We start from the raw sequence: 20,374 nt of genomic DNA, 5'->3' as shown, positions 1-20,374 counted from the left end.
GTAAGTTTCATCTTTCTTATTTATTGGCAGGGGGCATTTATTGTCTTCGATTGATAAAACAAAAAATATCTAGTTAATGTATATCATAATTACAATATCGATATATCACGGGACAAAAGTAATTATTTAATGTATCAAATTAACTAAAGCAATATGCAATACTCGTTGCTGGAATTTATCCAGACGTGCATGCAAAGTCCTCTCCGAAAAAATTGAGAATCCTGCTGCAGCCGTCGCTTCGGTGTGGAGTGTCAGAAAAATTCACGAGAGCCGCTCCCGTCGATATGCACTCGGCGTACAACCAATCTGCTTGCGAAACCTGGTCGCGAAGTGCTGCGAGGAGTGGAATCCGCACGCAAAGGCGACCTCGGTGATCGAGCGGCGCGGATCGAGCAGCATTTCGCACGCGCGTTCGATACGACGGCGCATGAGCCAACGGTGGGGAGGCAAACCCGTTGCCTTGGCAACAAGAGTCGTGAGCTTGCGTGGAGATAGCTGCGCCGCGCGAGCCACGTCCACCAGCCTGATATCGTCGGCCCAACGCGATTCCATGTACTCGATCGCCCTTCCGACGGCGGGATCGAAACGGCTACGGCGCGGACCGAGGGATTCCCAACGGACTGCGCCGTTCATGGACGAGTGCTGCCGAAGAAGATGGACCGCAACCTCCAGTCCCAACGTATCGATGCGAAGACGCGATAAAGGTCGAGCCATGCGCATTTCAGCCAGCATCTCGACTTCAAGGCGACGAAGTTGCCAGTCAGGAACGGCTCTGGGGTCAATCGATCCTGTTGGCGCAGCAGACGAAACTGAATCCCCGGACTCGACTATATCGCCAAGCGACGGTTCAGGTACGTAGATATTCAGGGTGCGAAATCCGCCGATCGGAAGCCGCGGGTGTTCATCTAGACACACCAAGTAAATGCTACTTAGTGATTTTTGAGTATGAAATTGATAATTATCGTCTTGCAAAATGTCGCAGTCGAATGTGCAGAACCGAAGTGTCAAGTCATGGTGCTCGCGGTTCGGCTCGGCCCAAGGCTTCCAAGCCTCATCGTCGTTGCGCGTCTGGAACGCCACGGATTCGGTGTACTCTGCTCGTCCCTTCGGCCGCTTGACTGGTTGGCTATCCCGGCCTTGTGCCAAAAGGGCGATGATCGCCGGCGTGTTCACGAGCAGTCCCCCCTCCGATCCGGGCGCCCATAGTTCAGCGCACGCGGCACGAAGCCGAGCGCCTGTTCGACGTCGGCGAGCACCACCTTCGAAGCTCCGGAGCAGAGGTCGGTAGTATGGACGGTGAACTGGATCATAACGGGGTCTTCCGGCGATCTTGGGCGGGGGCGTGGATCGCCCGGAACGGCCGCTAGTGCACAGACGCCAACGAACGCACCACGTGCCTGTCCGTTAACTTGCTGCTATCGATGCGAAAACGGCGCTGCCTTGTGTACGCTTTGTCGGCGTCAGAGCACTAGCTGGACCTCGTCATACGATCGGAGAACGCAGCGCGTCGGGCTGGAGCGCTCTCCGCCGAAATGAATGACGGTCCGGTTAAAGAGAGTGCGTCGAAACGGAGCTCATGCGCCCCACGGCGGTGATCCGCACTCCCACGACGGAGCCAGAGCCCATGTGCCGAGGCTCCGGCTCCGCTCGACGTCAGCCCGCGATGCGCGTGGCAGGCCCGATATGCGGGAAGTCGACCTCGGTCTTGAACACCTCGTTGACGTAGTTGGTCAGCACGTTGACCGCGACATGAAGCACGATCTCGACGATCTGCGCGTCCGTGTAACCGACCCTGCGCAAAGCCGCGAGGTCGTCCTCAGCGACATCGGCGCGGGTGACCGCGATCTTGCGGGCGAAGTTGACCGCCACATCCGCGCGGGCGTCGGTCGAGCGGCCTGTGCGGTTGGCCGCGATCTCCGCCTCATCCAGCTTGCGGTGCTTGGCGAGCGCCGTGTGGGCGGCGTTGCAGTAGTCGCAGCCGTTGACGTTCGCAATGGCCAGCGCGATGCGCTCGCGCGTCGCGGGATCGAGCGTACCCCGTGCGAGAGCACCGGAGAAGGCCAGCACGCCTTCCAGGCCGGCCGAGCTCTGCGCGAGGACCTTGTGAAGGTTCGGTACGACACCGAGCTGCGTTCTCACACCCTCAAGCAGATCTTTGACGCTACCGGTCGCCGTGACCGGGTCGATGGAAGCGATGCGTTGCATGGTGGGTCTCCTCATTAATGGTCGGTATCCGAGGCCGGCGACAAATCAGTCGCGACGGTGACGGATCGCCTTGAGCGAGTCGGCGGCAATCCAAAGCGAAATGGCGAGCAGGCCGACATCCTTGAGGAGGAACTGACCGATCGACACCGAGATGGCGGGGAAGCCGAGCTCCGGCGCGGCGACACCGGGCGTCGACGCCATAAAGCTCAGGGTCGTGACGAAGAGGCCGGCCGACAGGAGACCGCCGAGCGCGGAGAGCTTGGGGTTGACGAGCCGCGCGGCGACGAGGGCGCCGATGCTGAGTTCGAGCACGCCGAGGAAAGCCGAGAAGCCACGCACGCTGAAGATGCTGTAGAACCAGCTCAACAGCGGGCTGTTGCCGACCAGCGGAACCAGTCCTTCCGCTTCATAGGCTGTAAACTTCATTCCCCCGAACCAAGCGTAGATGACGGCGAGCGAACCGTAGAGCGCCGCTCGGGTCAGGTGATCCCCGTACCGCTCGATCGCAGTCAAAGCCGGACCGACTTCGACAAAGGCGCCGCTTCGGCCGGAAACAAGAGAGTGATTGGACATGGGAATCGAGCTTTCTATTGCGAAGTTGTGCCGGCGGAGACGAGATGCACCTTCGCCGTCCAGGAGAGGGTACGACGCATCACCGCGCCGGAACTTCAAAGCGGGCGCCCCGGACGTCGATGGCTCGCGTCGGGTTCCGAGCCGTCGATGCCGTGGTCGCAGGCTGTCCGGAAGAGGCGGTGTAGGCGGTGGTCCGACCGTTGCTGCGCAACGGGGCAGGGCCCGCGCCGTTCGGGGCGGCGGGCGTGATCTCCCGGGGGTCGATCTCCGGCGCGACGAATTCGTGGCCCCAGGCGGTGAAGGTGCGGCTCTGCTGGGCCGCGGCCGGCAGCGTGGTGGCGGTCAAGGCAAACGCGACCGTGAACGCTGACATCGTGCGCATGAACATCTTGGATCTCCGTCGAGCCTGAGCGGGTCTCTGCCGCGATTGATTCGAGGCGGCGAATGGCGCCGCTCGTTGAACAAGTTTTATATAAAACCATTTTCGTCCGCGGCACGTGCGCCGGCGCACATGATGTGATATCAAACTTCTTGGAGGTCCGGCTCGGCGGCTCGCATGAGCGCTCGCTCGATCTATATCCTAGAACCAGCTTCCGTTTGGAACCACGACGTGCCCTCGTCCTTCAAGCTGACCCCCGTCGCGGCTGCAGCCATCGAGCAGGCATGCATCTGCGTCGCCGTCCAGCGCGCCGCCCGCGTGATCGGGCGCGAGTTCGACGCGGCGTTCCGAGCCGTCGGTCTTTCGAACTGGCAGTTCACACTTCTCACCGTGCTCGCCTGTGCTGACGGACCGACGATGCGTGAATTGGCCGATGAGCTTGCCCTCGATAAAAGCACGCTCACGGCCAACATCAAGCTGCTCGAGCGGCGTGGGTTGATCACGATCGAACCCGATCCGGACGATCGGCGTGCCCGGCGCGTTCACCTAACAGAGGTGGGCCGTGCCCGTCTCGACGAAACCGTTCCACTGTGGGAGCACATGCAGGCGGAGTGTTTGGCTCGTCTCGGCGAGGCAAATGCGGGCTCGCTTCGCCGAGCATTGGCGAAGTTGGCGGACCGTGATCAAGTCTGAACCCAAGTAGGCCGTCCGTATGGTCGTTGTCGATACTTGCATGAGTCGGGCTGTACGCGTCGAGAAGCTGACACGCTTGTCCCGCGGCGATGGCTGCGACCAGCTCCCCGAAGCGATCCCATTCGATCTATGTCGAGGGCGAGTGCGGAACGAACCGTGTGTTCGGAATCGACGATGATGGACCGTGCAGCACTCCGCAGCCGATGCCCGGCGATCGTCGGCTCTACGCCACGAGCCGACCCATCGAACAGCGAAACCGGCAGCGTGTCCTCGAGCGCACGAATTCGACGGCTCACTACGGACGCCGGCGATCCGAGTACCTCGGCGGCGCACCGAATGCTTCCAAGCTCGTTGACCTGAAGCGCGATATGCAACGATACGAGATCAATCGGGGTGGCTTCAAGCCGGCCTCCCGATCGCACGGTGCTTCCAGCCCGACGAGCCAAAGCGTCATCCGATCCGAGCGGGGCTCAGCCCCACGTCCTCCGCGGACCGGCCGGCTCGATTTGGCAGGTCGCTATCGCCGGCGGCCGGCATTAGGGCGAAAATCCGTGCGGGAAAGCCCGCGCTCTGCTTCATCTTTGGCCAACTCGCGACCGGCAGACAGCCGCACATGTGCACCTGATCGAGATTGACCGTCAGCTCGACCTGCCGGCGGGGCAATCCGAGAGCGTAGGCTTCCAAGAACACGGCGCCTCCGCTGACGATCACGTCCGGGTCGGTATCGGTGGTGTCATACCCGGAAGCGGTGATGTCTCGTTCCTCATGCACGTAGGCAGGAACGTCGCGGCTCCAGCCGGGAAGTGGCACATGCCGGCCACATGCCGGTTCAGCATGCCCTCCTGGCTGGGCCAGCGACGCGACCAGTCGGTCCGCGGCGCGACGAAGGCGCCCGCCGGCATGGGTCCGTTGTGTCCTTCCCAGGCTCGGACATCCTCAAGCCTCGCACGGTAATCCGGATCGGTTACCGTGTGCTCGCCGATGATCGACACGACGAGCGGAAAGACCAGCTCTGCACCGCTATCCGATGCAGGAAGCGGGGGACCCGCACGAACTGAGCTGGCGGGTCGACATGCGCGCCCCACTGGCCCTGCAATCGCCACTCCTCGGCAAGGAAGCCGTGTTTCTTGCTGCCCACGCCGGGATCTTGGTGGTAGATCACCGTCCGCTGCGCCGGGGCGAAGCTCGAGCGGTGGAGAATGTCCACGTCGAAGGCATGCGCCAGGTCCCCCAGCGCGCCGCACGCAGTTGCGGCAGCAGCGCCCAGAGATCCTCGACCGAATGCGGGTCGTGCCCCATCAGGCGACCCGGCCGAGCTCGCGAATGGTGTGCTCATTCTCGACGTTGCCGGTGTTCAGCGTGGTGTTCGGCTCCAACAGCACGACATGGCACTCGTCGGTGAGCGCCTCCGGCAAGTGCTCGGTCCCGTGAGGGACGATGATGAACTCGCCCGGATCGAGATCAAGCGCCGGCCGGTCGCGGAAGCTCATTCGCAACCGACCCTCGACGACGAGGAAGAGTTCGTCCTCTTGGTCGTGCTGGTGCCAGTGAAAGGAACCCCTAAACTTGGCGAGCTTGACCTGAAAGTCGCCCAGGTCGCCGGCGATCTTGGGGCTCCAGTGGTCCGAGAACGTGCTGAACGCCTTCGCGAGGTTGACCTTGTCCATGATGTCGCTCCTTGCTGTGGAGGGCTCTTGTTGCAGCCCCACGCGGCCGCGAGCGCAGCCCGGATGGCCTCGAACTGGTCGGCGAGCGCGGACGATTGGGCCTGGAAGACGCCATCCAACACTGCCGTGCCGACCGTGAACGCGACGGCCCCCGCGCATAGGGCCTCTATCACCCGCTCGGGCCGATCGATCAAGCCCGCGACGACCACCGGTTCGGCACGGTGTCGAGGCCGCGTTGCCCGCCTTGCGCAGCAGGCTCTAGGACGTGAACGCCGAGGACGCTCCGTGCACCTTGTCGCGCAGCATCGGAGCGGCGAGCGCGTCACGAGGTGGCATCGCCCCCCCTTCAAGCCTCGACCCGGATCGCGGCGGGTCCGGCCTCGAACCGGCCGACGATGGCGGCCTGTGCGAAGCCCGTGTCGGGCTCGGAATAAATTGGCACCGAAATAATCTGAGCTCTCAAGCGATCTCACCGCCGACGACACTCTTATTCTGTCACCGAATGCCGGCGAATTGACACCAAAAAGCAGTTCGAACAAATATTCTGACACTGGATCGACCGCACGATAGCTCCTCATTGACAGGGTGAAAGCCAGCTTTATTGAACCGACCGATAGACACCGAGCGCGGAACGGTTAAACAGCTGTAGCTACGCACGCTCTAGCCAGATTTCGGACATATGGATTCGGCGCGGCGAGCCTGTTCACATCACGACTCCGCACCTGATGTTGCAGCAGTTGAGAGACTGATTTCGAGGGAGTGGGACATGGAAAGGGCATCACCCGCGCAGCCGCCCCGCCGTAGCACTCGCGCGGAACCCTCAAATCAAAATACGAGCAAGCTTAATATTTTCGACGACGCATCCGGCCGTCCACAATGCAACATGATCTCTCAACTTGCGCGGGAAGATCTGTTTTTCAAGGCATTGTACCACCCAGGAGTGAGACTCCTGCTGGAATTCATCTCGGATGATTACAAGACGATGCGCGACATCGAACGAGAGATATTAGGAAAAGACGAAGCCGAGTCCTGCCTCAGGAGAGTCGCAGAACTCGAAATTGTTGAAAAAATCAAGACTGAAATGGGCCCGGCATATCGATTACGCCCACGGGCAATGATTCCGGTTCACGATTGGCTGGGACGCCTCTCAGGAAACTCTGGTATTTAAAGGAAATTGATCGCCAAGATTCCGAAGAAAAATCAGGCCTGACCCTGCGAACAACCATGTAGTTTTTCTCGTCAATTCCCATAATTCTAAAGATACGCCTCTCCATCGATCGCTTAAGCTTTCCGGAAGGGAGCAATTTTACTCGACAACGTACTTCCATGAACGCCGCAAACCAGCCCAATTTAATGCTACATTCTTCATGAGACCGGACTATATCTGCGATTATGCCATCGAGACAAGAGGGATATTCGAGCGCAAGCTCAAGGCCGCGGAAAGTTGCAAATGCCCCATGTGGCAAGATACGGCCTGCGACAATGAAGGATAGACTGGCGAGAACCGAGAAGAAGGCGAGTTGCTCGCGGGCAGTTGAATGCGCAATTATGGCCGGCAACTGCGTGAGGGCGTTCGCGTCGCGACGCAGCACGCCGACCATTAGCTTGGCCAACTCCTGTTTCCTCTCTGAGGCGTACCGGGGCGCGACCATACGCAAATCGATAGCGCAGTTTTGACACAGATAGACACTCTCGATTCCTACCCAAGAAAGCGACTTCTGACATGTAGGACAGATTTGAACAAAACATTCCCCAGTGTCCGGATCGCATGGAAGGCAGGCGACTTGCCAGTGCGCCCTGATCCAGGGAATACCATCCGATTTGAGCATGCCGGGTGCCACTCGCCGCCGATGTGGCTCGATGACGTCCAAGCCAGCGTCCTGACCGAAAAGCTCAAAGCCGTTCTTACCTTCGGCAAATGCATCATTTGCAAGCTTTTGCAGCTCGAGACCCGCAAGGTCCGCAAACGTCTCGAGTTGGTATCTGCGAAGCGGGACAGAAGCTAAGCTATTCGCGTCTACCTGCAGGCCAAAACGCAGAAGCATCTCGACCGATATACGTTTTATCCGAGCGTAGCGCACGACTACACTTCTTAGGTCCTCCCCAGGTTGTGCTTGTACGGTTCGACGCAGCCGCGCCGCTGAAGGAGGCACGTCACTCATCGTAAAGCGTCCTTCCTTTGCGTCGCTTCCTATCGTCCAAATTGATGCGCATTGCGTCCTCGACCGACAGCGGAATATTGGGAAGTTGGAAATCTTTGACCCAAGGATTTACGCCATTCATTGTAGGATCGTCGCCATGAAGTAGATCGAAAGCTTGATTTAAATGCTTGATAGACAACGTCGAAGGCATCGTTCCCTCAGCGCAATCGGCGAATGCCAAATCAGTCGCAGCGCGAGTGAGCAGGGTGAGCCGCCCAAGACGGCCGCGCGTTGCAAAAAATGTCGACTGTAACCAATCCTTCGTCGACAATCCCGGCTTCTGCAAGAACGGTAGCTTGTCTTCAAATTTTTTAATTACACTAGCGAACGCAATTTGTTCTTTCCGCGCACGGAACGGCAGCGGCTTTAAGAGTACTCTTGGACCCGCACGTTCCTTAACTGCCTCATGTCGCGAGAACAATTCCTCTAGGAGCGGAGAACCGGTGATTGCGATCGGAAACGTTGCTGCATTCTGCATGGTTATGAGCATACTTCTGGCTGCATCGACTGCCGCAGAAGATCCACTTCTGAACAAATTCTGGTACTCGTCGAGCGCGACAAGCGTGACGTTGTTGTCATTGGAAATATCTATAGCGCGCTGAATCGCGTCACGCTCACGTAGGGGCGGCTCATACCTGCGGCCCCGTGCGCTCACACGCAAATCCTCGAAGAGGCGCAACCATCGGGTCGCAACACCTAGCGGTGTTTCCCCGGCAGAAAGCTCGAGGTAAACGATCAAATGGCCGTTGCCTTCGATGAGCCGCTGAAGCCCCTTTCCGACCTGTGTGCCAGTAAGTTCTTCGATGTGACGTTTTAGAATTTCGCTTTTGCCGCAACGTGAATATCCGCGTATATATCCTACGGATCCTTCCCTGCGCCGATTCGGAGCGAACGTGAGGTGCTGGAGAGCCTGTGCGGCGATCTTGATCGCATCATGCCGTATAAAGATCCTGTCTATGTAATCCAGCCGCTTCTTGTGCGGAAGCTCGTGAGGGAATATTGCCACCTCAATCCTCCTCACCGAGGAGATCGCTCATATCTATTTCATCGGCAGGCATGTCATCGTAGATATCGACGATGTCCTCATCATCCGTATTTATTGCATTTATATTTTCTTCGCAGACCGCCTGGCTTTTATCTTGCGCCGCCAATTGGCCGAACAGATCAAGCGCAGTGCCGTCACGAACCAGACGCGTCAAAGCATGTTTACATACGCCGTCGACCATCACGCCGGTAAATCGTGCAGCGGTAACTGCACCGCGAGATGAACCAAGCTTCGAGGCTTTGTCGGTTTTGATGCCCATGCATCCAATCGACCGGCGGAACAGCGCCGAAAATCCATCCTCATAGTCGATCTTCGATTGCGGATTCTTTTTCTTCTGGCGAAGAAGCGCCTGTACAACTTCGTCCTGCCAAACAGTCCTGCCGTGTGCTGCCGCTGCGGTACAGGGAACAGCAATCTCTGAGGGAGTATCAGTATTAGGAACGGACACGAATATAACGCCGACGTCTCGTAGTGAAATTCTGCCAATCAGCGGAGTCATAGAGTTTTTGCGAACTCCGAAATTACCCGACGTACGGCGGATGCTCTGAAGCTCCGGGGATTGATAATGCTTGTTGCGCCACTGTATCCCCTCCCGGCCAGCGTTCACCTTTACCTCAATGGAGGCAAGAACGTCTACGCGAGCTTGTTCATCAGGAGTCAGAAGCCTAGGCTTATAGTTTCGCAGACCTCGCAGCCAGCGTTGCTCCGGGGTTTCCCAATCAAGACCTCTTTGGGGTCTGCGAGCGTAAACAGTGATAAAATATTCGTGCAGAAGCGCAACGAAATCATCTAGTTCAATAGCCGCCTCCTTCGCGGGGTTTGCAGCACCCCTGTCACGAGGGCTTGATCCGGTTCTTCCTTTAAGCCAAGAGACGAAATCATTCTCGAGCGTTCCAAAAAATCGTTCAATGTATGGTTTATCGTCTGGAAATCTGGGTCGCGCCAGCTCGAAGCCAATTCCAACTCTGCGGAGAGATCTCGCCATCTGTCTGCCGACGTACTCCCGTGCGCGATCGAACCGGACCTTGGTAGGCTTGCCATGTGCGAGCAGTGAGCCGCTGATATGCGGGAAGCGTTGAGCCACGTAGGTCTTTTCCTGAACGCCATGAGCAATGCACATCAAAGAAGGCAGCAGACCAGTACCTTCGAAAGACGGGTAGAATCCAACGGGATAGCCCGAGTAAACGTCTATCGCTAAAGTTATGTCCAATCTGCCTAACGCCGATTTTGACAACATTTGCCCGAGTTCTGTGCTTCCTAAAATGGGGATGAGGTCGATCGAGTGATGGTCAAGCTCCCAATGCTGATTGATACGTGTTGGCCGGACGAGTTTTCCGACGGCACCGAATTCCAAGTCCGCCGCATGTTTACCCTTTGTAGCTGCAAGCCGTATCCATCCGTCGTAACGATTGAACTCTGAAGTCACAGTTGTTGTTCTTACTGGCGGTATTTGGAGCCTCTCCTCCAAATTTATTTCTTTAATTTTGGTGTTTACTTGACCGCGGATAATACCTGGCCGCAAGGCATGAGGTAGAGTGTCGGCTTGTTCACGAATGATCGTGGCAATAAGGTCCAGCACACGTTGGGATATTTTACGGTTGTATGGACGTTGGTAGTTGCCGTGGACGTTCGCCATCGGAGAGCCCTTCTTAAGCTCCGATCTCTGCAACCAACGCAAAATGCTGCGGGCCGATCGCATGGCCGGTGGATGAACGTCCTTTGGTAGAGCAGCATCTACGATTTCGCGAACAATCAATGCATTCGTTTCGTTTCGCGCGAACCTCTCACCTCGTTCTTCGGCGTCTCGGATCCTGCGCGCAAACTCTTCGACATATAAATCCTTCAATCCTGCAACTTCTCGCGCTTTTTTAGGAAGCGCCTCAAATTTCTCGTCATGCCTATACGACTCAGGCTCTGCATTTAGTCCGGCGATGTTTTTTCTACCAGGCCTTTTTATTTCGCCGAGCGCAATTTTGTGAATATATTCGGTCGGCAGCAGCTCAATCAGCCGAGGAGGGCCGGTTTCGGATTTGAAAATAAGTGGCGCACACCCTTCATCTTTATGAAGGAAACTAAACGGCCTTCCTTCGTAGATAATGAAAGCCCCGACCTCAAGATCGTCAGGTACAATATGATCTATGGTGACCGGCTCGATTGAGTCTTCGCTGCTCAGGTCCGCTTCCATGACGTCCGTCATACCTCGTCCCTCCGTCTGCCGGTGAGGAAGACAAGGCTCTCGTCTCTAGGGATTTCGTGGAGATCGATCCCGAGGAGGCCCTCACTTACACGCGCCAGAACCGTCCCCCGCGGGTCCTCTGCTTCACGCAGAACAGCGGACGCGGCATCCAGCGTCGTGGCGTTTTCGGCTGCGATAATATGTTCCCGGAGGCGGCGCCAATCCCCCTCACTAATCGGACGTCCGCCATGTGAGACCAGTTCGTCCACTACCTCCGGTGCAGCCATGTTGGCGATATGAAGGTCTAAGACCAATTTCCATTGTAGGCCGCAGCGTGTGTAGGCTTGCCGCACGGCACGGAGGCGAGCGCGCACAAGTGCGGCTTTCTCCCATTTCCGGATGCCCGACTCGTCGTAGCGGTCGGCCGGTTTCGGTGGCCACAGATCACAAGCACGCTTATTCTCAAGTCGGAACCTTGTTCCACCTAAAATGCTTAGAAAGTCCGGAGTGTACTCGAAGGAATTGCCTTCGGTACCCGTAACGCGGATGGTTTCAGGCTGGGCGTAGAATGCGTCAACGGCGGAGTGAACGTCCATCAGCATGCTGCAACGCTCTTCGGTCACAGACTCGAAGACGGTGTGGTTCATCATCTTCCACGAGTAGAACCCGCCAACTTTCCTTGAGCCACCTTGAGTGATGATCCGCCGTACGGGTTCGCCAGTTGGATATCTGAATACCTCTACGCCCGGACCAAGGCTTTCCCAGACTTTTTCGGGTCCAGATTTATGCAGTATTCTTTTGTCAGCGCTCCTAAATACACGAGGTTGAAACATGACATCTCCTCCGATAAACTAAACCTCTCCTTCTGCGATCGGCAGTTCAGTCGCTTGGCCCGATAAATATGCTTATTTCTACAGGGAAAATTTTTCGTCTACTGCTGCCAATCCACACTCAGCCGCGCGCCATCTGCTCGCCGTGCTGTGCCTGCTGCCGTTATTGCCCGCGCCCCGGAACGGCTTGAGGAACGGCTACGGACCAACACGACGCGAGCTCGATGCATGAGGGAGTCGATGACACCTCTTGGCGGGGGCCGGTCCGGCACCCACTTCGCCGCGCTCGATATCCAAGGTTGGGAGCCGGATGGACGGGCCTTCCAACCTGCTGAGCTGTTTGCCCGCGGAACACAGGGGCGCGTGCTGAAAGCCGTCGACCGCCCAGTACCGACCGATCCCACAGGGGAGAGGCTTGCCTTTGACGTCAAAAATGCCAAAGTCTCAGCGCTCGGCCCGTGCCTCTGCTTGCTACAGCGGCATGGTACCTGCAGAGTGTCGGTCGAAGTCCCTGCTTGCCACAGGGGCTTCGAAACAGACGAATCGAAAGTGTCTGGAGGTGCGAAGCTGGTTGCTAGCCTGAGATTCGCACCTGGAAGGCGCGGCCCAAAAGGCCGCGCCTTCGCTTTGCGCTATTGCGCACCACCTTTCCGGCGGCCTCCCAGCTGTAAGCCGGTGAATTCATGCTTCCTCCGCTGCACAGTCATGCTGGCACGATTGCCAAACCTGGCGACTCGGAGTCAGTTGGCGCTCCTTTGATGGACCACCTCTGATCTACCCGACTAAATGACACGAGCTGAGACCGATGGAGAGCCGTCTTGCACTTCGCAAGCACGGATATCGAGACGGTCCCATCTTCAGCGAATCGAGAATTGATCTCCGCAGATGTGACGCTTGAAGGATACGCTGCTTCGATCATCTCGACGACCAGAAGCACGGCTTTTTGACGCGCTGGACACAGTTGGCGCGTCAATTCAGCCAGCTTGTCTCTATCAACCAACCGCTTCTTGTCAGTGGGTGCAGTCGTAGTATTTTTTCCCTTTATCGGCCGACTTCGCTGCTCAGAAGGACCACCTCGCATGTCGCCATTGATGGGTATGAGAGGTAAATGCCCTTGTCGCTCCTGATGTGGAACGGCCGCGGTCTCGAAAAATTCCATGGCTTCGAGCGTTCTCATACGCAGTACTGCGACTGCTCGCTTAGAAGCGATCTGCTGAACCTGCTGCTCCATGGCAGCGATTTCAGCCTCAAGCTGCTCAATCTCTCGACGTCGTTTCGACATCTGGGTTCGCTCCCTCAGGCGGAGACGAAGAGCAATCCTCGGCATTTTGTAGAGCATTGGACAGCGGTGGCAAGTGGCTTGGATGGACATGGACGATTGATCTCCGCTGCCCTCCAAAAGCTCCGGACACATTCGGATCGGCCCCGCTCCGGAACAATCAGCTGATTATCCGTACTCAAGGACGCGAGCTAGGACTTCAAAGCTGTCTTGGGTCCACAGTCCGATCTTGGATTCAAGGAACGTCGGACGGTTGTGCTTGGTGCGATTGGCTTCTCGATATCGAGAGTGACCAAGCCCTGGCATACAAGAGCAAGGATTGCATCGACTGGGTCGACTCGTGACGTCGAGATGCATGCGAGCAACTCCGCCAACTTGAGGCCATTCGGCGCAGCATCTAGCTTTCCTAAAATTCTCACTCTGTCTCCGATAGATACGATGCTCTTTCGAGTGGCCCATATTGCTCTTGCATTACTCGCTCTTGGCTCCCGCAGAATCGTCGATCTGCTGATTCTTATCTGGTCTTTCGCTTGGTTTGAGTCAGTGCTGTTGGTGTGGTCCCGAACGAGGGAAACACGCATCTGCCCGCCCAAAATGGTAACGATCAAGTTCAGCACTTCGTGGGGGAGCGGCTCGGACTCGGCTTCGAATGCTATCACAGACGGATCAAGGGATAGTTGGACAAGGGCATCACGGTGCCAGCGCTGATTATATCTGATCGGCCGCATGTTTTTTATCGATACAAAACTGTGACGACTCGCTTTCCGTCCAAATTCGTTCCTTAGTTCAGCTGGGGAGATTGGGTCCATCTTGATTGCCTCCATGCCTGCTCAGCTCGCACCGGCAACGCACGGATCGGCGAGACATTAACTCATCGCGGCGGCAATCATCGCGAGCCAGCTGCCATCATTAACATCCGACATCCGGCGGCATTGCCTCCGATCGGCCCCGAAATACCAGCATGGATACAGTATAGACAAAATGGCGCACCACCAAATGAACGCTTCTGGCGGATCTGTGAATCATGGGGATGCCCGTCACCGGTTGTTACTGTAACCGCTTGAGCCGTCTGATGTAATGAGCGACTTGTCCACGCTGCTCGGGATCGGTGCTATCGGAGGCGCAACGGGCAAATCGGAGTGGGAGCCCGCAGAATTTTTCGCTGCGCCTTCTCGGCCATCTTCTGGCGGATCCAGACCGAAGCAAGCGGCGCGCTGTGGGAGTCGAGCCTGGACCTTGGCGATGGACCGCCCAGCTCTCCATCTATTGAGCCCGCGCTTGCGTTTGGAAGCGGCTCCTCAGCCTCTCAGGAGTACGGCTCGCAAGGCGGCGCGGTTTCTCTCGACGGAACCAGCGGGCTCGCTCCGGAGAATGGGGCCAGTGGTTGCGAAATGACGGAGTTTGCAGCTGAAACCGAGACGATCGTTAGGCTCATGGCCGATCACTTGGTGGGTGTGCCACCACGGTGCGCGTGATCGCTGATGGCAAGGCCTCGCGACAGCCTTGATTGTGCCGGCGCAGGGTATGAGTGGCCGCTTGCGTTCCCGCTGCTCGATCAGCTTCCGGGCATGCTTAGGTAGGCTGTCGGCAATCGCGACCATGACAGCTACTTCTTCCGCGAGCACGTCTGGAGCAAGGACGCTCGGCCCGCGATCCCGCCGCCGAGGAATGAGTCTCCCGCCGCTTGCCCGAAATGACGCCTCAACGGCTGCAACCGGGTTGAGCAACTCTCAGCTCAACTGAAGGACCGACGTGCGGCGGCCAGCCGCTGGGGGAAGACGGCTACCAGCTTGGACGGTGCGTCCGTCTTCCCGTTGACCTCGAGACGTCGCGGGCGTTCGCGTGCGATCGACGACTGCGAGATGCTAACTTTCACCAGTAGTACTTCTGCTCATCTTGACATATTGGTGCTCTAACCAGCGGCGCATACTCGCAATCAATTCGGATTTTCGGCCACTTATAGCTGCGCGCGCAAGCATGTCGTCGAACGCGATATCAAAAGCGTCCTTTCCCGCACCTCCTTCCGGCGAAATGGGTGCGCCGATATGCAACTCGAGAGTCAGCAAGAGGTCGACGAGATAGGCGATTTCGGGCGGTGGCCCTTCGCTGACCCATCGGCTCACGCTGCGAGTTGAACTGCCGACCTCCTCCGCGAATGCTGCATCCGTTCGCCCTAGCTCACGGAGGCGCGAACGGAATTCCGCGCCGGTCATATTCGTCAGATGACTCTTGGAACGCCCGACCACGCAGGTTCCTTCGATCGCAGGTGCATCGCAGCCACCTGCGAAGGTGCCTCGCTTGGAGCATAACATCATTCCTTCGTGGATGTTTGTCACTCCGCGTCGGCACTTGTGCGGGCTCGCTCGGGAGCTGGTGCAACGGCTCGCCTCCGCGCTCAGCTGGTATGAGGCTACGTGTGGGGCAAAGCCCGAGTGGGCGCAGCCAGCCAACTGGCGGATCAGTCGCGCGAGCTGACGTCCCCCCATCGCTTTGGTCCGGCGTGAGTGCGAGTTTTCCGGTTTTGTGAGGGTCCCCCGGATTTTGGTCCGGCCGAAAGGTGAGCCTCCGGATCTCATTCGGCGGCCTGCAGGGCCGCCGCCAGGGCGAATTCCTGGGGTGTCAGCCACCCCAGGGCGGTGTGAGGACGGCTCTCGTTGTACTGCCGCCGCCACGTCTCGATCTTGCTCCTGGCGTCGGCCAACGACAAGAACCAGTTCGCGTTCAGGCACTCGTCGCGCAGGCGGCCGTTGAACGACTCGACCAGCGCGTTGTCGGTCGGCTTGCCAGGGCGCGAGAAGTCCAACGTGACGCCGTTCTCGTAGGCCCAGCGGTCGAGTGCTTTCGAGACGAACTCAGGCCCATTATCGACCTGGATCGCGCACGGTGCTCCGCGCAGCATTGCCAAGCGGGCGACGACCGCCACGACCTGCTCGCCCTTGTTGCCTTGGTCGACCTCAATCGCCAGGGCCTCGCGCGTGAACGCATCGACGACCGTCAGAGCTCGCAGCCGGCGGCCATCGAACAGCGCGTCGGAGACGAAGTCCATCGACCAGCGTTCGTTCGGCCGGAGCGCGGCCGGCTGACGCTCACGGTGTGCCGCACTGACGTGCCGGCGGGGCCGCTTGAGCCGCAGGCTAAGGCCCTCATCCCTGTAGAGGCGGTGGACCCTTTTGTGATTCACCCGCCAACCTTCCCGGCGCAGCAGGATGTAGATCCTGAAGTAGCCGTAGCGCACCCGGCTCTTGGCCAGATCGCAGATGCGCATCCGCAGTGGTGCCTGATCGGGCTTGGTCGAGCGGTAGCGGACGCCCGACCGGCCGACGCCGAGCGCGGCGCAGCCGCGCCGCTCGCTCACCCCGTGCGCCTCCTGAACCTGGTGCACGAGTTCGCGTCGCCGAGCAGGCGTCAGAGCTTTTTTGCGAGCACGTCCTGCAAGATGTGCTTGTCGAGGCTCAGATCGGCCACGAGTTGCTTGAGCTTGCGGTTCTCGTCCTCAAGCTGCTTCAGCCGCCTCAGCTCGCCTGTGCCCAAGCCGCCGTAGAGCTTCTTCCAGCGGTAAAACGTCTGCTCGGAGATGCCCATCCGACGCAGCACCTCCGCGACCGGTGTCCCGGTCTCGGCCTGCTTCAGCGCGAAGGCGATCTGCTCCTCGGTGAACCTGCTCTTCTTCACGGCTCTGCTCCTCCCCTCAGGGTCTCACAAAACCGGAAAACTCGCACTCACGCCGGACCAAAGCGATGGGGGGACGTCATCGGCTCGTGTCTGGAACGCGGTGCGCCAGACCAACTCGCTCTTCAGCGTCTTGAAGAACGTCTCGACCATCGCGTTGTCGAAGCAATTTCCCTTGCCAGACATCGAAATCACGATGCCATGTCCTCGTAGTTCTGCCTGATACTCGTTTGAACAGTACTGACTGTCGCGGTCGGAATGATGGAGCAGATCTGATCCAGGCTGCCGGACGACGAGGGCTCGTCGCAGCGCGGTCAGCGCGAGTTCCTTGTGGAGACGGTCGCTCGCCGCCCAGCCCACGACCCGCCGAGAGTACAAGTCGAGGACCACCGCCAGGTACAGCCAACCCTCCCGCGTCCAGATGTAGGAGATATCGCTTCCCCACTTCCGATCCGGCCCGGCCGCCATGAAGTCCTGGTCGAGGTGGTTGGGCGCGATCGGGAAGGCGTGGCCGCTGTCCGTCGTGCGCCGGAAGCGGCGCGGCTGGCGAGCCTTGAGCCCGTTCTCCCGCATCAGCCGGGCCACGCGCCTTCTGCCTGCCGCCAAACCCTGCTCACGCAACTCGTGGGTCATGCGCGGGCTGCCGTACGTCTCGTGCGAGAGCGTGAACGCGGATCGGACGTGGGCAAGCAGCACGAGGTCCTCGCGCTGCCGCGTCGAGGCCGGACGACTCTTCCAGGCAAAGTAGCCGCTCGGACTGACATCGAGAACCTTGCACAGGCGCGCGACAGGGAAGTCCTTCTTCGCCGCGTCGATGAGGCGGAACCTCATCGACTTCCCTCCTTGGCGAAAAAAGCCGTGGCCCGCTTCAGGATCTCCCGCTCCTGGCGCAGCACCTCGTTCTCGCGCCGCAGACGCTTGAGCTCGGCGGCCATGTCCTCCTGCCGATCGGCCGGTGGGTTGTCCATCTCCCGCTCGCGTCGACCGTCGATCCAGTTGCGCAGCGTCGAGAGCCCGACACCGAGATCGGCGGCGACCTCGCGGCGGGACCGCCCGCTCGTCTGGGCCAATCGCACCGCCTCAGCACGAAACTCAGGGGTAAAGGTCTGCTTCCGGTCTGCCATCGGACCCCTCCTCCTTCAGGAAAAGAGCTCTCCACTTTCTCGAGGCAAGTCCAGATACCCTCATGTGTGCCTGTAGTCCGCCGCTACGATGGAGCGGGGCTCGGCCTCGCGAGCGCCATCTAGCCAGCCTATGCAGGGCGCCCAGCAGGAGGATCTATGGGTTACATCATCGCTGGCGCCAACCTCGCCAACACCGAGAAGCCGAGCGTCGTCCATCAGGCCGAGACAGCCACCGAGGCGCTTCAAAGAGTCCAGGAGCTCGAGGGAGACGGCTACCACGTGCGCACATCCACCGCTGAGGGCGAGGACCTATCGATAGCCACCCTGGCAGCCAGCATCGTGCTTGATGAGGCTTGATGAGGCACGCGAAAAAGCCCGCGCCGGCGAGCCGGGGGGTCCGAGAGAGGGAAAGCGCTTCCAAGCGTCCTCGATAGCGCTGAACCGGATCGCCGCTGAGTACCTTTTTTGGACATCCTGAAACGCGAAAACGGTGCCCCAGCCGAACGTCGACGGCGAGATTACCGGCTGAGCGGGCAGCCCCCCACATGCTCGCACGCGTCCAAGCAGGAGCGGCCGATTGCTCGGCGGCCTACTCCTCGCCCACTCGAAAACAGGCATCACGTCGCCCACCTGGGCAACACTATCTGGCAGGGCCGCGGCGGGCGAGGAGCGTGCGTGCGTAAGTTGGCATTTCCGGTTGGCCGGGAAGCATGGCTTCTTCTCGGTCTGGCGTTCCTTGTCGTCCTCGGGATCGCCGCCGCGCTCCACCTGATGCGGCCTACGGCGCTGACCATCGCGGTCGCCCCGAAAGGCGGCCCCGAGCCGGCCCTGTTACGGGCCTACGCCGACGAACTCGCCCGCAGGAAGCTCGGCATCCGGCTGACGGTGTCGGCTTTCGACGGGGTGCGCGAGAGTGCAGAGGCGCTCAAGACCGAAGGCCGACCTCGCGGTAGTCCGTCCGGACGTCTCGATGCCGGGGAACGGCCTTACCCTAGCCGTCTTGCGAAGGCTGGCGGCGTTCGTTGTCGCCCCCGCGCAATCCGGTATCAAGGATTTCCCGGATTTGGCGGCCAGGCGACTAGGCGTGCTGTCGAACAGGACCGCCGATAGGGCGCTGGTCGGCACCTTGGTCGCCCATTACGAAATGGAGCTTCTGACCGGCGCTCCAGGCGGCCCCCTACCGCAGAAGGCTGTCGCCCTCGTGCCGGTAGAGGAGACCGATGTGGCGGCCGCGCTTGGGGACGGCCGTATCGACGCGATGGTGCTGTTGACGACGCCTACGTCCTCGGCCGCGCGGCGGGTTGTCGGGCTGGTTCGAGAGGCGAGCGCCGATGGCGAGGTCGCACTGTTCGGCGTACCCGACACCGCCGCGGTGCTGGCGCGCTGGCCGCGCGTGCAGCCGGTCACAGTGCCGGCCGCCCTGTTCGGCGGCCATCCGCGCCTTCCGGCGGAGGACGTGGCGACAGTCGGCTCGTCTTACCGCCTGATGGCGCGGGCCGACCTGTCGCGCAGCCTCGCCGCGGAGGTGACGCAGCACCTGTTCGAGATGCGCGCGGCCCTAGCCGAGACCGTCCCGGCAGCGGAAGACGTCAGCCATCCGGATTATGAGGATACGGCGGACGCTACCAGCGCCCGCTTGCCCATCCACCCAGGCGCCATCGACTACTACGAACGCGAGCAGGAGACCTTCATCGAGCGCTACGAGAGCTGGATCTACCTCGTGGCCATCCTGGGTGGCGGCCTGGGCTCGACGGCGGCCTGGGTGAGGCAGCGCCTCGGGCGCATCCGCCGGGAGAGGATCGAAGTGGCCACCGCGCGGCTGCTGGAGCTCCGGTCCGACGCACGCCGCGAGACCGACCCCGAGCGCCTGGAGAACATGGCCGGTGAGGTGGAAGACCTCGCGGGCAGCATAGCGCGCCACGCACTAAACAGGCCAACCGAGGCGCGGACGCTAGGCGCCGCCACGCTGGCCATCGACGCGGCCCGCTCGACGATCCGGCGCGCTATCGTTCGTGAGGGATACCCCTCGCTAAATGACCAAGCCTCACCCCTCGACGTCTGCTTCCAGGATACAAGCAAGAATGGCTGAATGACCGGGATGGTCGCGAAGCAGACGGCCGGAGTTGGCCGAAGAACGAACCCGCTGCGCGGGAGGGTGCGTGTGGTGAGGGCGCGGTAGGGTCGGGACCGTCGCGCATCGTTTGAGGCCCGTCGGAGGCGGGTCGAGCATCGAGGCTCCTTCATCCGAGGAGCCCCACGATGCACGATCTTCTCCCCGCCAGCGCGGTCAGCCCCCTGCGCCAGCGCCTGATCGACGACATGAGCCTGCGCCGGTTCTCGCACGAGACCCAGCGCAACTACATCCGCGACGTCGGCCGCCTCGCCACCTTCCTCGGGCGCCGGCCCGACACGGCCACCGCGCAGGACCTGCGCCGCTTCCAGGTCGAGCAGCGCGAGGCCGGCGTGCCGGTGCCGACCCTCAACGCCATCGTCTCGGCATTGCGCTTCTTCTTCACCCACACCCTCGACCGGC

The 20,374-nt window shown here is 59.9% G+C and carries 19 protein-coding genes and 2 pseudogenes; 4 read left to right on the top strand and 17 right to left on the bottom strand.

Annotated features, from left to right (window positions below; translation table 11 throughout):
* Positions 1-261: 261 nt before the first annotated feature.
* The 5 genes from MFF56_RS26995 to MFF56_RS26975 form a co-directional block, all read right to left on the bottom strand.
* Entirely contained in the window at positions 262-1,173 is a 912-nt protein-coding gene (locus MFF56_RS26995; protein WP_139239449.1) for a helix-turn-helix domain-containing protein, read from the bottom strand.
* The gene (locus MFF56_RS26990) at positions 1,170-1,310 is read right to left on the bottom strand and encodes a hypothetical protein (RefSeq protein WP_158713259.1); all 141 of its coding nucleotides are present in this window, start codon (positions 1,308-1,310) and stop codon (positions 1,170-1,172) included. Before MFF56_RS26990 ends, MFF56_RS26995 begins: the two co-directional genes overlap by 4 nt.
* Positions 1,311-1,653: 343 nt before the next feature.
* Positions 1,654-2,205 carry a carboxymuconolactone decarboxylase family protein gene (locus MFF56_RS26985; RefSeq protein ID WP_043378316.1) on the bottom strand — a complete coding sequence of 184 codons (552 nt, stop codon included), beginning with the start codon at positions 2,203-2,205 and terminating at the stop codon, positions 1,654-1,656.
* A gap of 45 nt (positions 2,206-2,250) precedes the next feature.
* Positions 2,251-2,778 carry a YkgB family protein gene (locus MFF56_RS26980; RefSeq protein WP_043378313.1) on the bottom strand — a complete coding sequence of 176 codons (528 nt, stop codon included), beginning with the start codon at positions 2,776-2,778 and terminating at the stop codon, positions 2,251-2,253.
* 79 nt (positions 2,779-2,857) lie between these two features.
* On the bottom strand, positions 2,858-3,166 hold the full coding sequence (locus MFF56_RS26975) for a hypothetical protein (RefSeq protein ID WP_043378310.1): 309 nt from the start codon (positions 3,164-3,166) through the stop codon (positions 2,858-2,860).
* A gap of 168 nt (positions 3,167-3,334) precedes the next feature.
* On the opposite strand from MFF56_RS26975, the gene MFF56_RS26970 reads away from it, so the two are divergent.
* Positions 3,335-3,850, top strand: a complete 516-nt coding sequence (locus MFF56_RS26970) for a MarR family winged helix-turn-helix transcriptional regulator (RefSeq protein ID WP_081948528.1) — start codon at positions 3,335-3,337, stop codon at positions 3,848-3,850.
* Here MFF56_RS26970 and MFF56_RS32350 read toward each other — a convergent pair.
* From MFF56_RS32350 to MFF56_RS26920, 12 genes and pseudogenes are all read right to left on the bottom strand, one after another.
* The gene (locus tag MFF56_RS32350; RefSeq protein WP_179239981.1) at positions 3,841-4,272 is read right to left on the bottom strand and encodes a LysR family transcriptional regulator; all 432 of its coding nucleotides are present in this window, start codon (positions 4,270-4,272) and stop codon (positions 3,841-3,843) included. The genes MFF56_RS26970 and MFF56_RS32350 overlap by 10 nt on opposite strands.
* 28 nt (positions 4,273-4,300) lie before the next feature.
* Positions 4,301-4,660 carry a hypothetical protein gene (locus MFF56_RS26965; RefSeq protein ID WP_179696548.1) on the bottom strand — a complete coding sequence of 120 codons (360 nt, stop codon included), beginning with the start codon at positions 4,658-4,660 and terminating at the stop codon, positions 4,301-4,303.
* On the bottom strand, positions 4,558-4,842 hold the full coding sequence (locus MFF56_RS32345) for a cyclase family protein (RefSeq protein WP_179239982.1): 285 nt from the start codon (positions 4,840-4,842) through the stop codon (positions 4,558-4,560). The genes MFF56_RS26965 and MFF56_RS32345 overlap by 103 nt, the downstream gene beginning before the upstream one ends.
* Positions 4,843-5,148: 306 nt before the next feature.
* Entirely contained in the window at positions 5,149-5,517 is a 369-nt protein-coding gene (locus MFF56_RS26960; protein ID WP_059408428.1) for a cupin domain-containing protein, read from the bottom strand.
* Between the two features lie 1,070 nt (positions 5,518-6,587).
* The gene (locus tag MFF56_RS26955; protein WP_139239620.1) at positions 6,588-7,679 is read right to left on the bottom strand and encodes a hypothetical protein; all 1,092 of its coding nucleotides are present in this window, start codon (positions 7,677-7,679) and stop codon (positions 6,588-6,590) included.
* A complete protein-coding gene (locus MFF56_RS26950) occupies positions 7,672-8,724 on the bottom strand; it encodes an AAA family ATPase (RefSeq protein ID WP_179696867.1) in 1,053 nt (350 codons plus the stop codon). Before MFF56_RS26950 ends, MFF56_RS26955 begins: the two co-directional genes overlap by 8 nt.
* 1 nt (position 8,725) lies before the next feature.
* Entirely contained in the window at positions 8,726-10,960 is a 2,235-nt protein-coding gene (locus tag MFF56_RS26945) for a TnsB C-terminal domain-containing protein (RefSeq protein ID WP_238231789.1), read from the bottom strand.
* Entirely contained in the window at positions 10,957-11,772 is an 816-nt protein-coding gene (locus MFF56_RS26940; RefSeq protein ID WP_139239581.1) for a hypothetical protein, read from the bottom strand. The genes MFF56_RS26945 and MFF56_RS26940 overlap by 4 nt, the downstream gene beginning before the upstream one ends.
* 700 nt (positions 11,773-12,472) lie before the next feature.
* Positions 12,473-13,051: an ABC transporter C-terminal domain-containing protein gene (locus tag MFF56_RS26935; protein WP_139239580.1), complete on the bottom strand. Its 579-nt coding sequence runs from the start codon at positions 13,049-13,051 to the stop codon at positions 12,473-12,475.
* 1,862 nt (positions 13,052-14,913) lie between these two features.
* On the bottom strand, positions 14,914-15,384 hold the full coding sequence (locus tag MFF56_RS26930; RefSeq protein ID WP_238231787.1) for a hypothetical protein: 471 nt from the start codon (positions 15,382-15,384) through the stop codon (positions 14,914-14,916).
* Between the two features lie 236 nt (positions 15,385-15,620).
* Positions 15,621-16,720, bottom strand: a protein-coding gene (locus MFF56_RS26925) for an IS3-like element ISMex11 family transposase (RefSeq protein WP_089231740.1) whose coding sequence is annotated in 2 segments (ribosomal slippage) — positions 15,621-16,468 and positions 16,468-16,720 — 1,101 coding nt in all. Because the reading frame shifts where the segments join, the coding sequence is not laid out codon by codon here.
* Positions 16,721-16,798: 78 nt separating this feature from the next.
* Positions 16,799-17,841, bottom strand: a pseudogene (locus MFF56_RS26920) (IS3 family transposase); the annotation flags it as partial.
* A 156-nt stretch (positions 17,842-17,997) separates the two neighbouring features.
* Here MFF56_RS26920 and MFF56_RS26915 point away from each other — a divergent pair.
* The 3 genes and pseudogenes from MFF56_RS26915 to MFF56_RS26905 form a co-directional block, all read left to right on the top strand.
* Complete coding sequence (locus MFF56_RS26915) at positions 17,998-18,198, top strand: hypothetical protein (protein ID WP_059410323.1); 201 nt, start codon at positions 17,998-18,000, stop codon at positions 18,196-18,198.
* Positions 18,199-18,516: 318 nt separating this feature from the next.
* Positions 18,517-19,930, top strand: a pseudogene (locus tag MFF56_RS26910) (TAXI family TRAP transporter solute-binding subunit).
* A 170-nt stretch (positions 19,931-20,100) separates the two neighbouring features.
* Positions 20,101-20,374 (top strand): phage integrase N-terminal SAM-like domain-containing protein (locus tag MFF56_RS26905; RefSeq protein WP_238231785.1); only part of this gene is annotated, 274 nt, incomplete at its 3' end.

This window comes from Methylobacterium hispanicum, from assembly GCF_022179285.1.
GTDB classification, from domain to species: domain Bacteria; phylum Pseudomonadota; class Alphaproteobacteria; order Rhizobiales; family Beijerinckiaceae; genus Methylobacterium; species Methylobacterium hispanicum.
The sequence above is the reverse complement of the archived record's forward strand: the minus strand, read 5'-3'. Positions and strand labels throughout refer to the sequence as shown.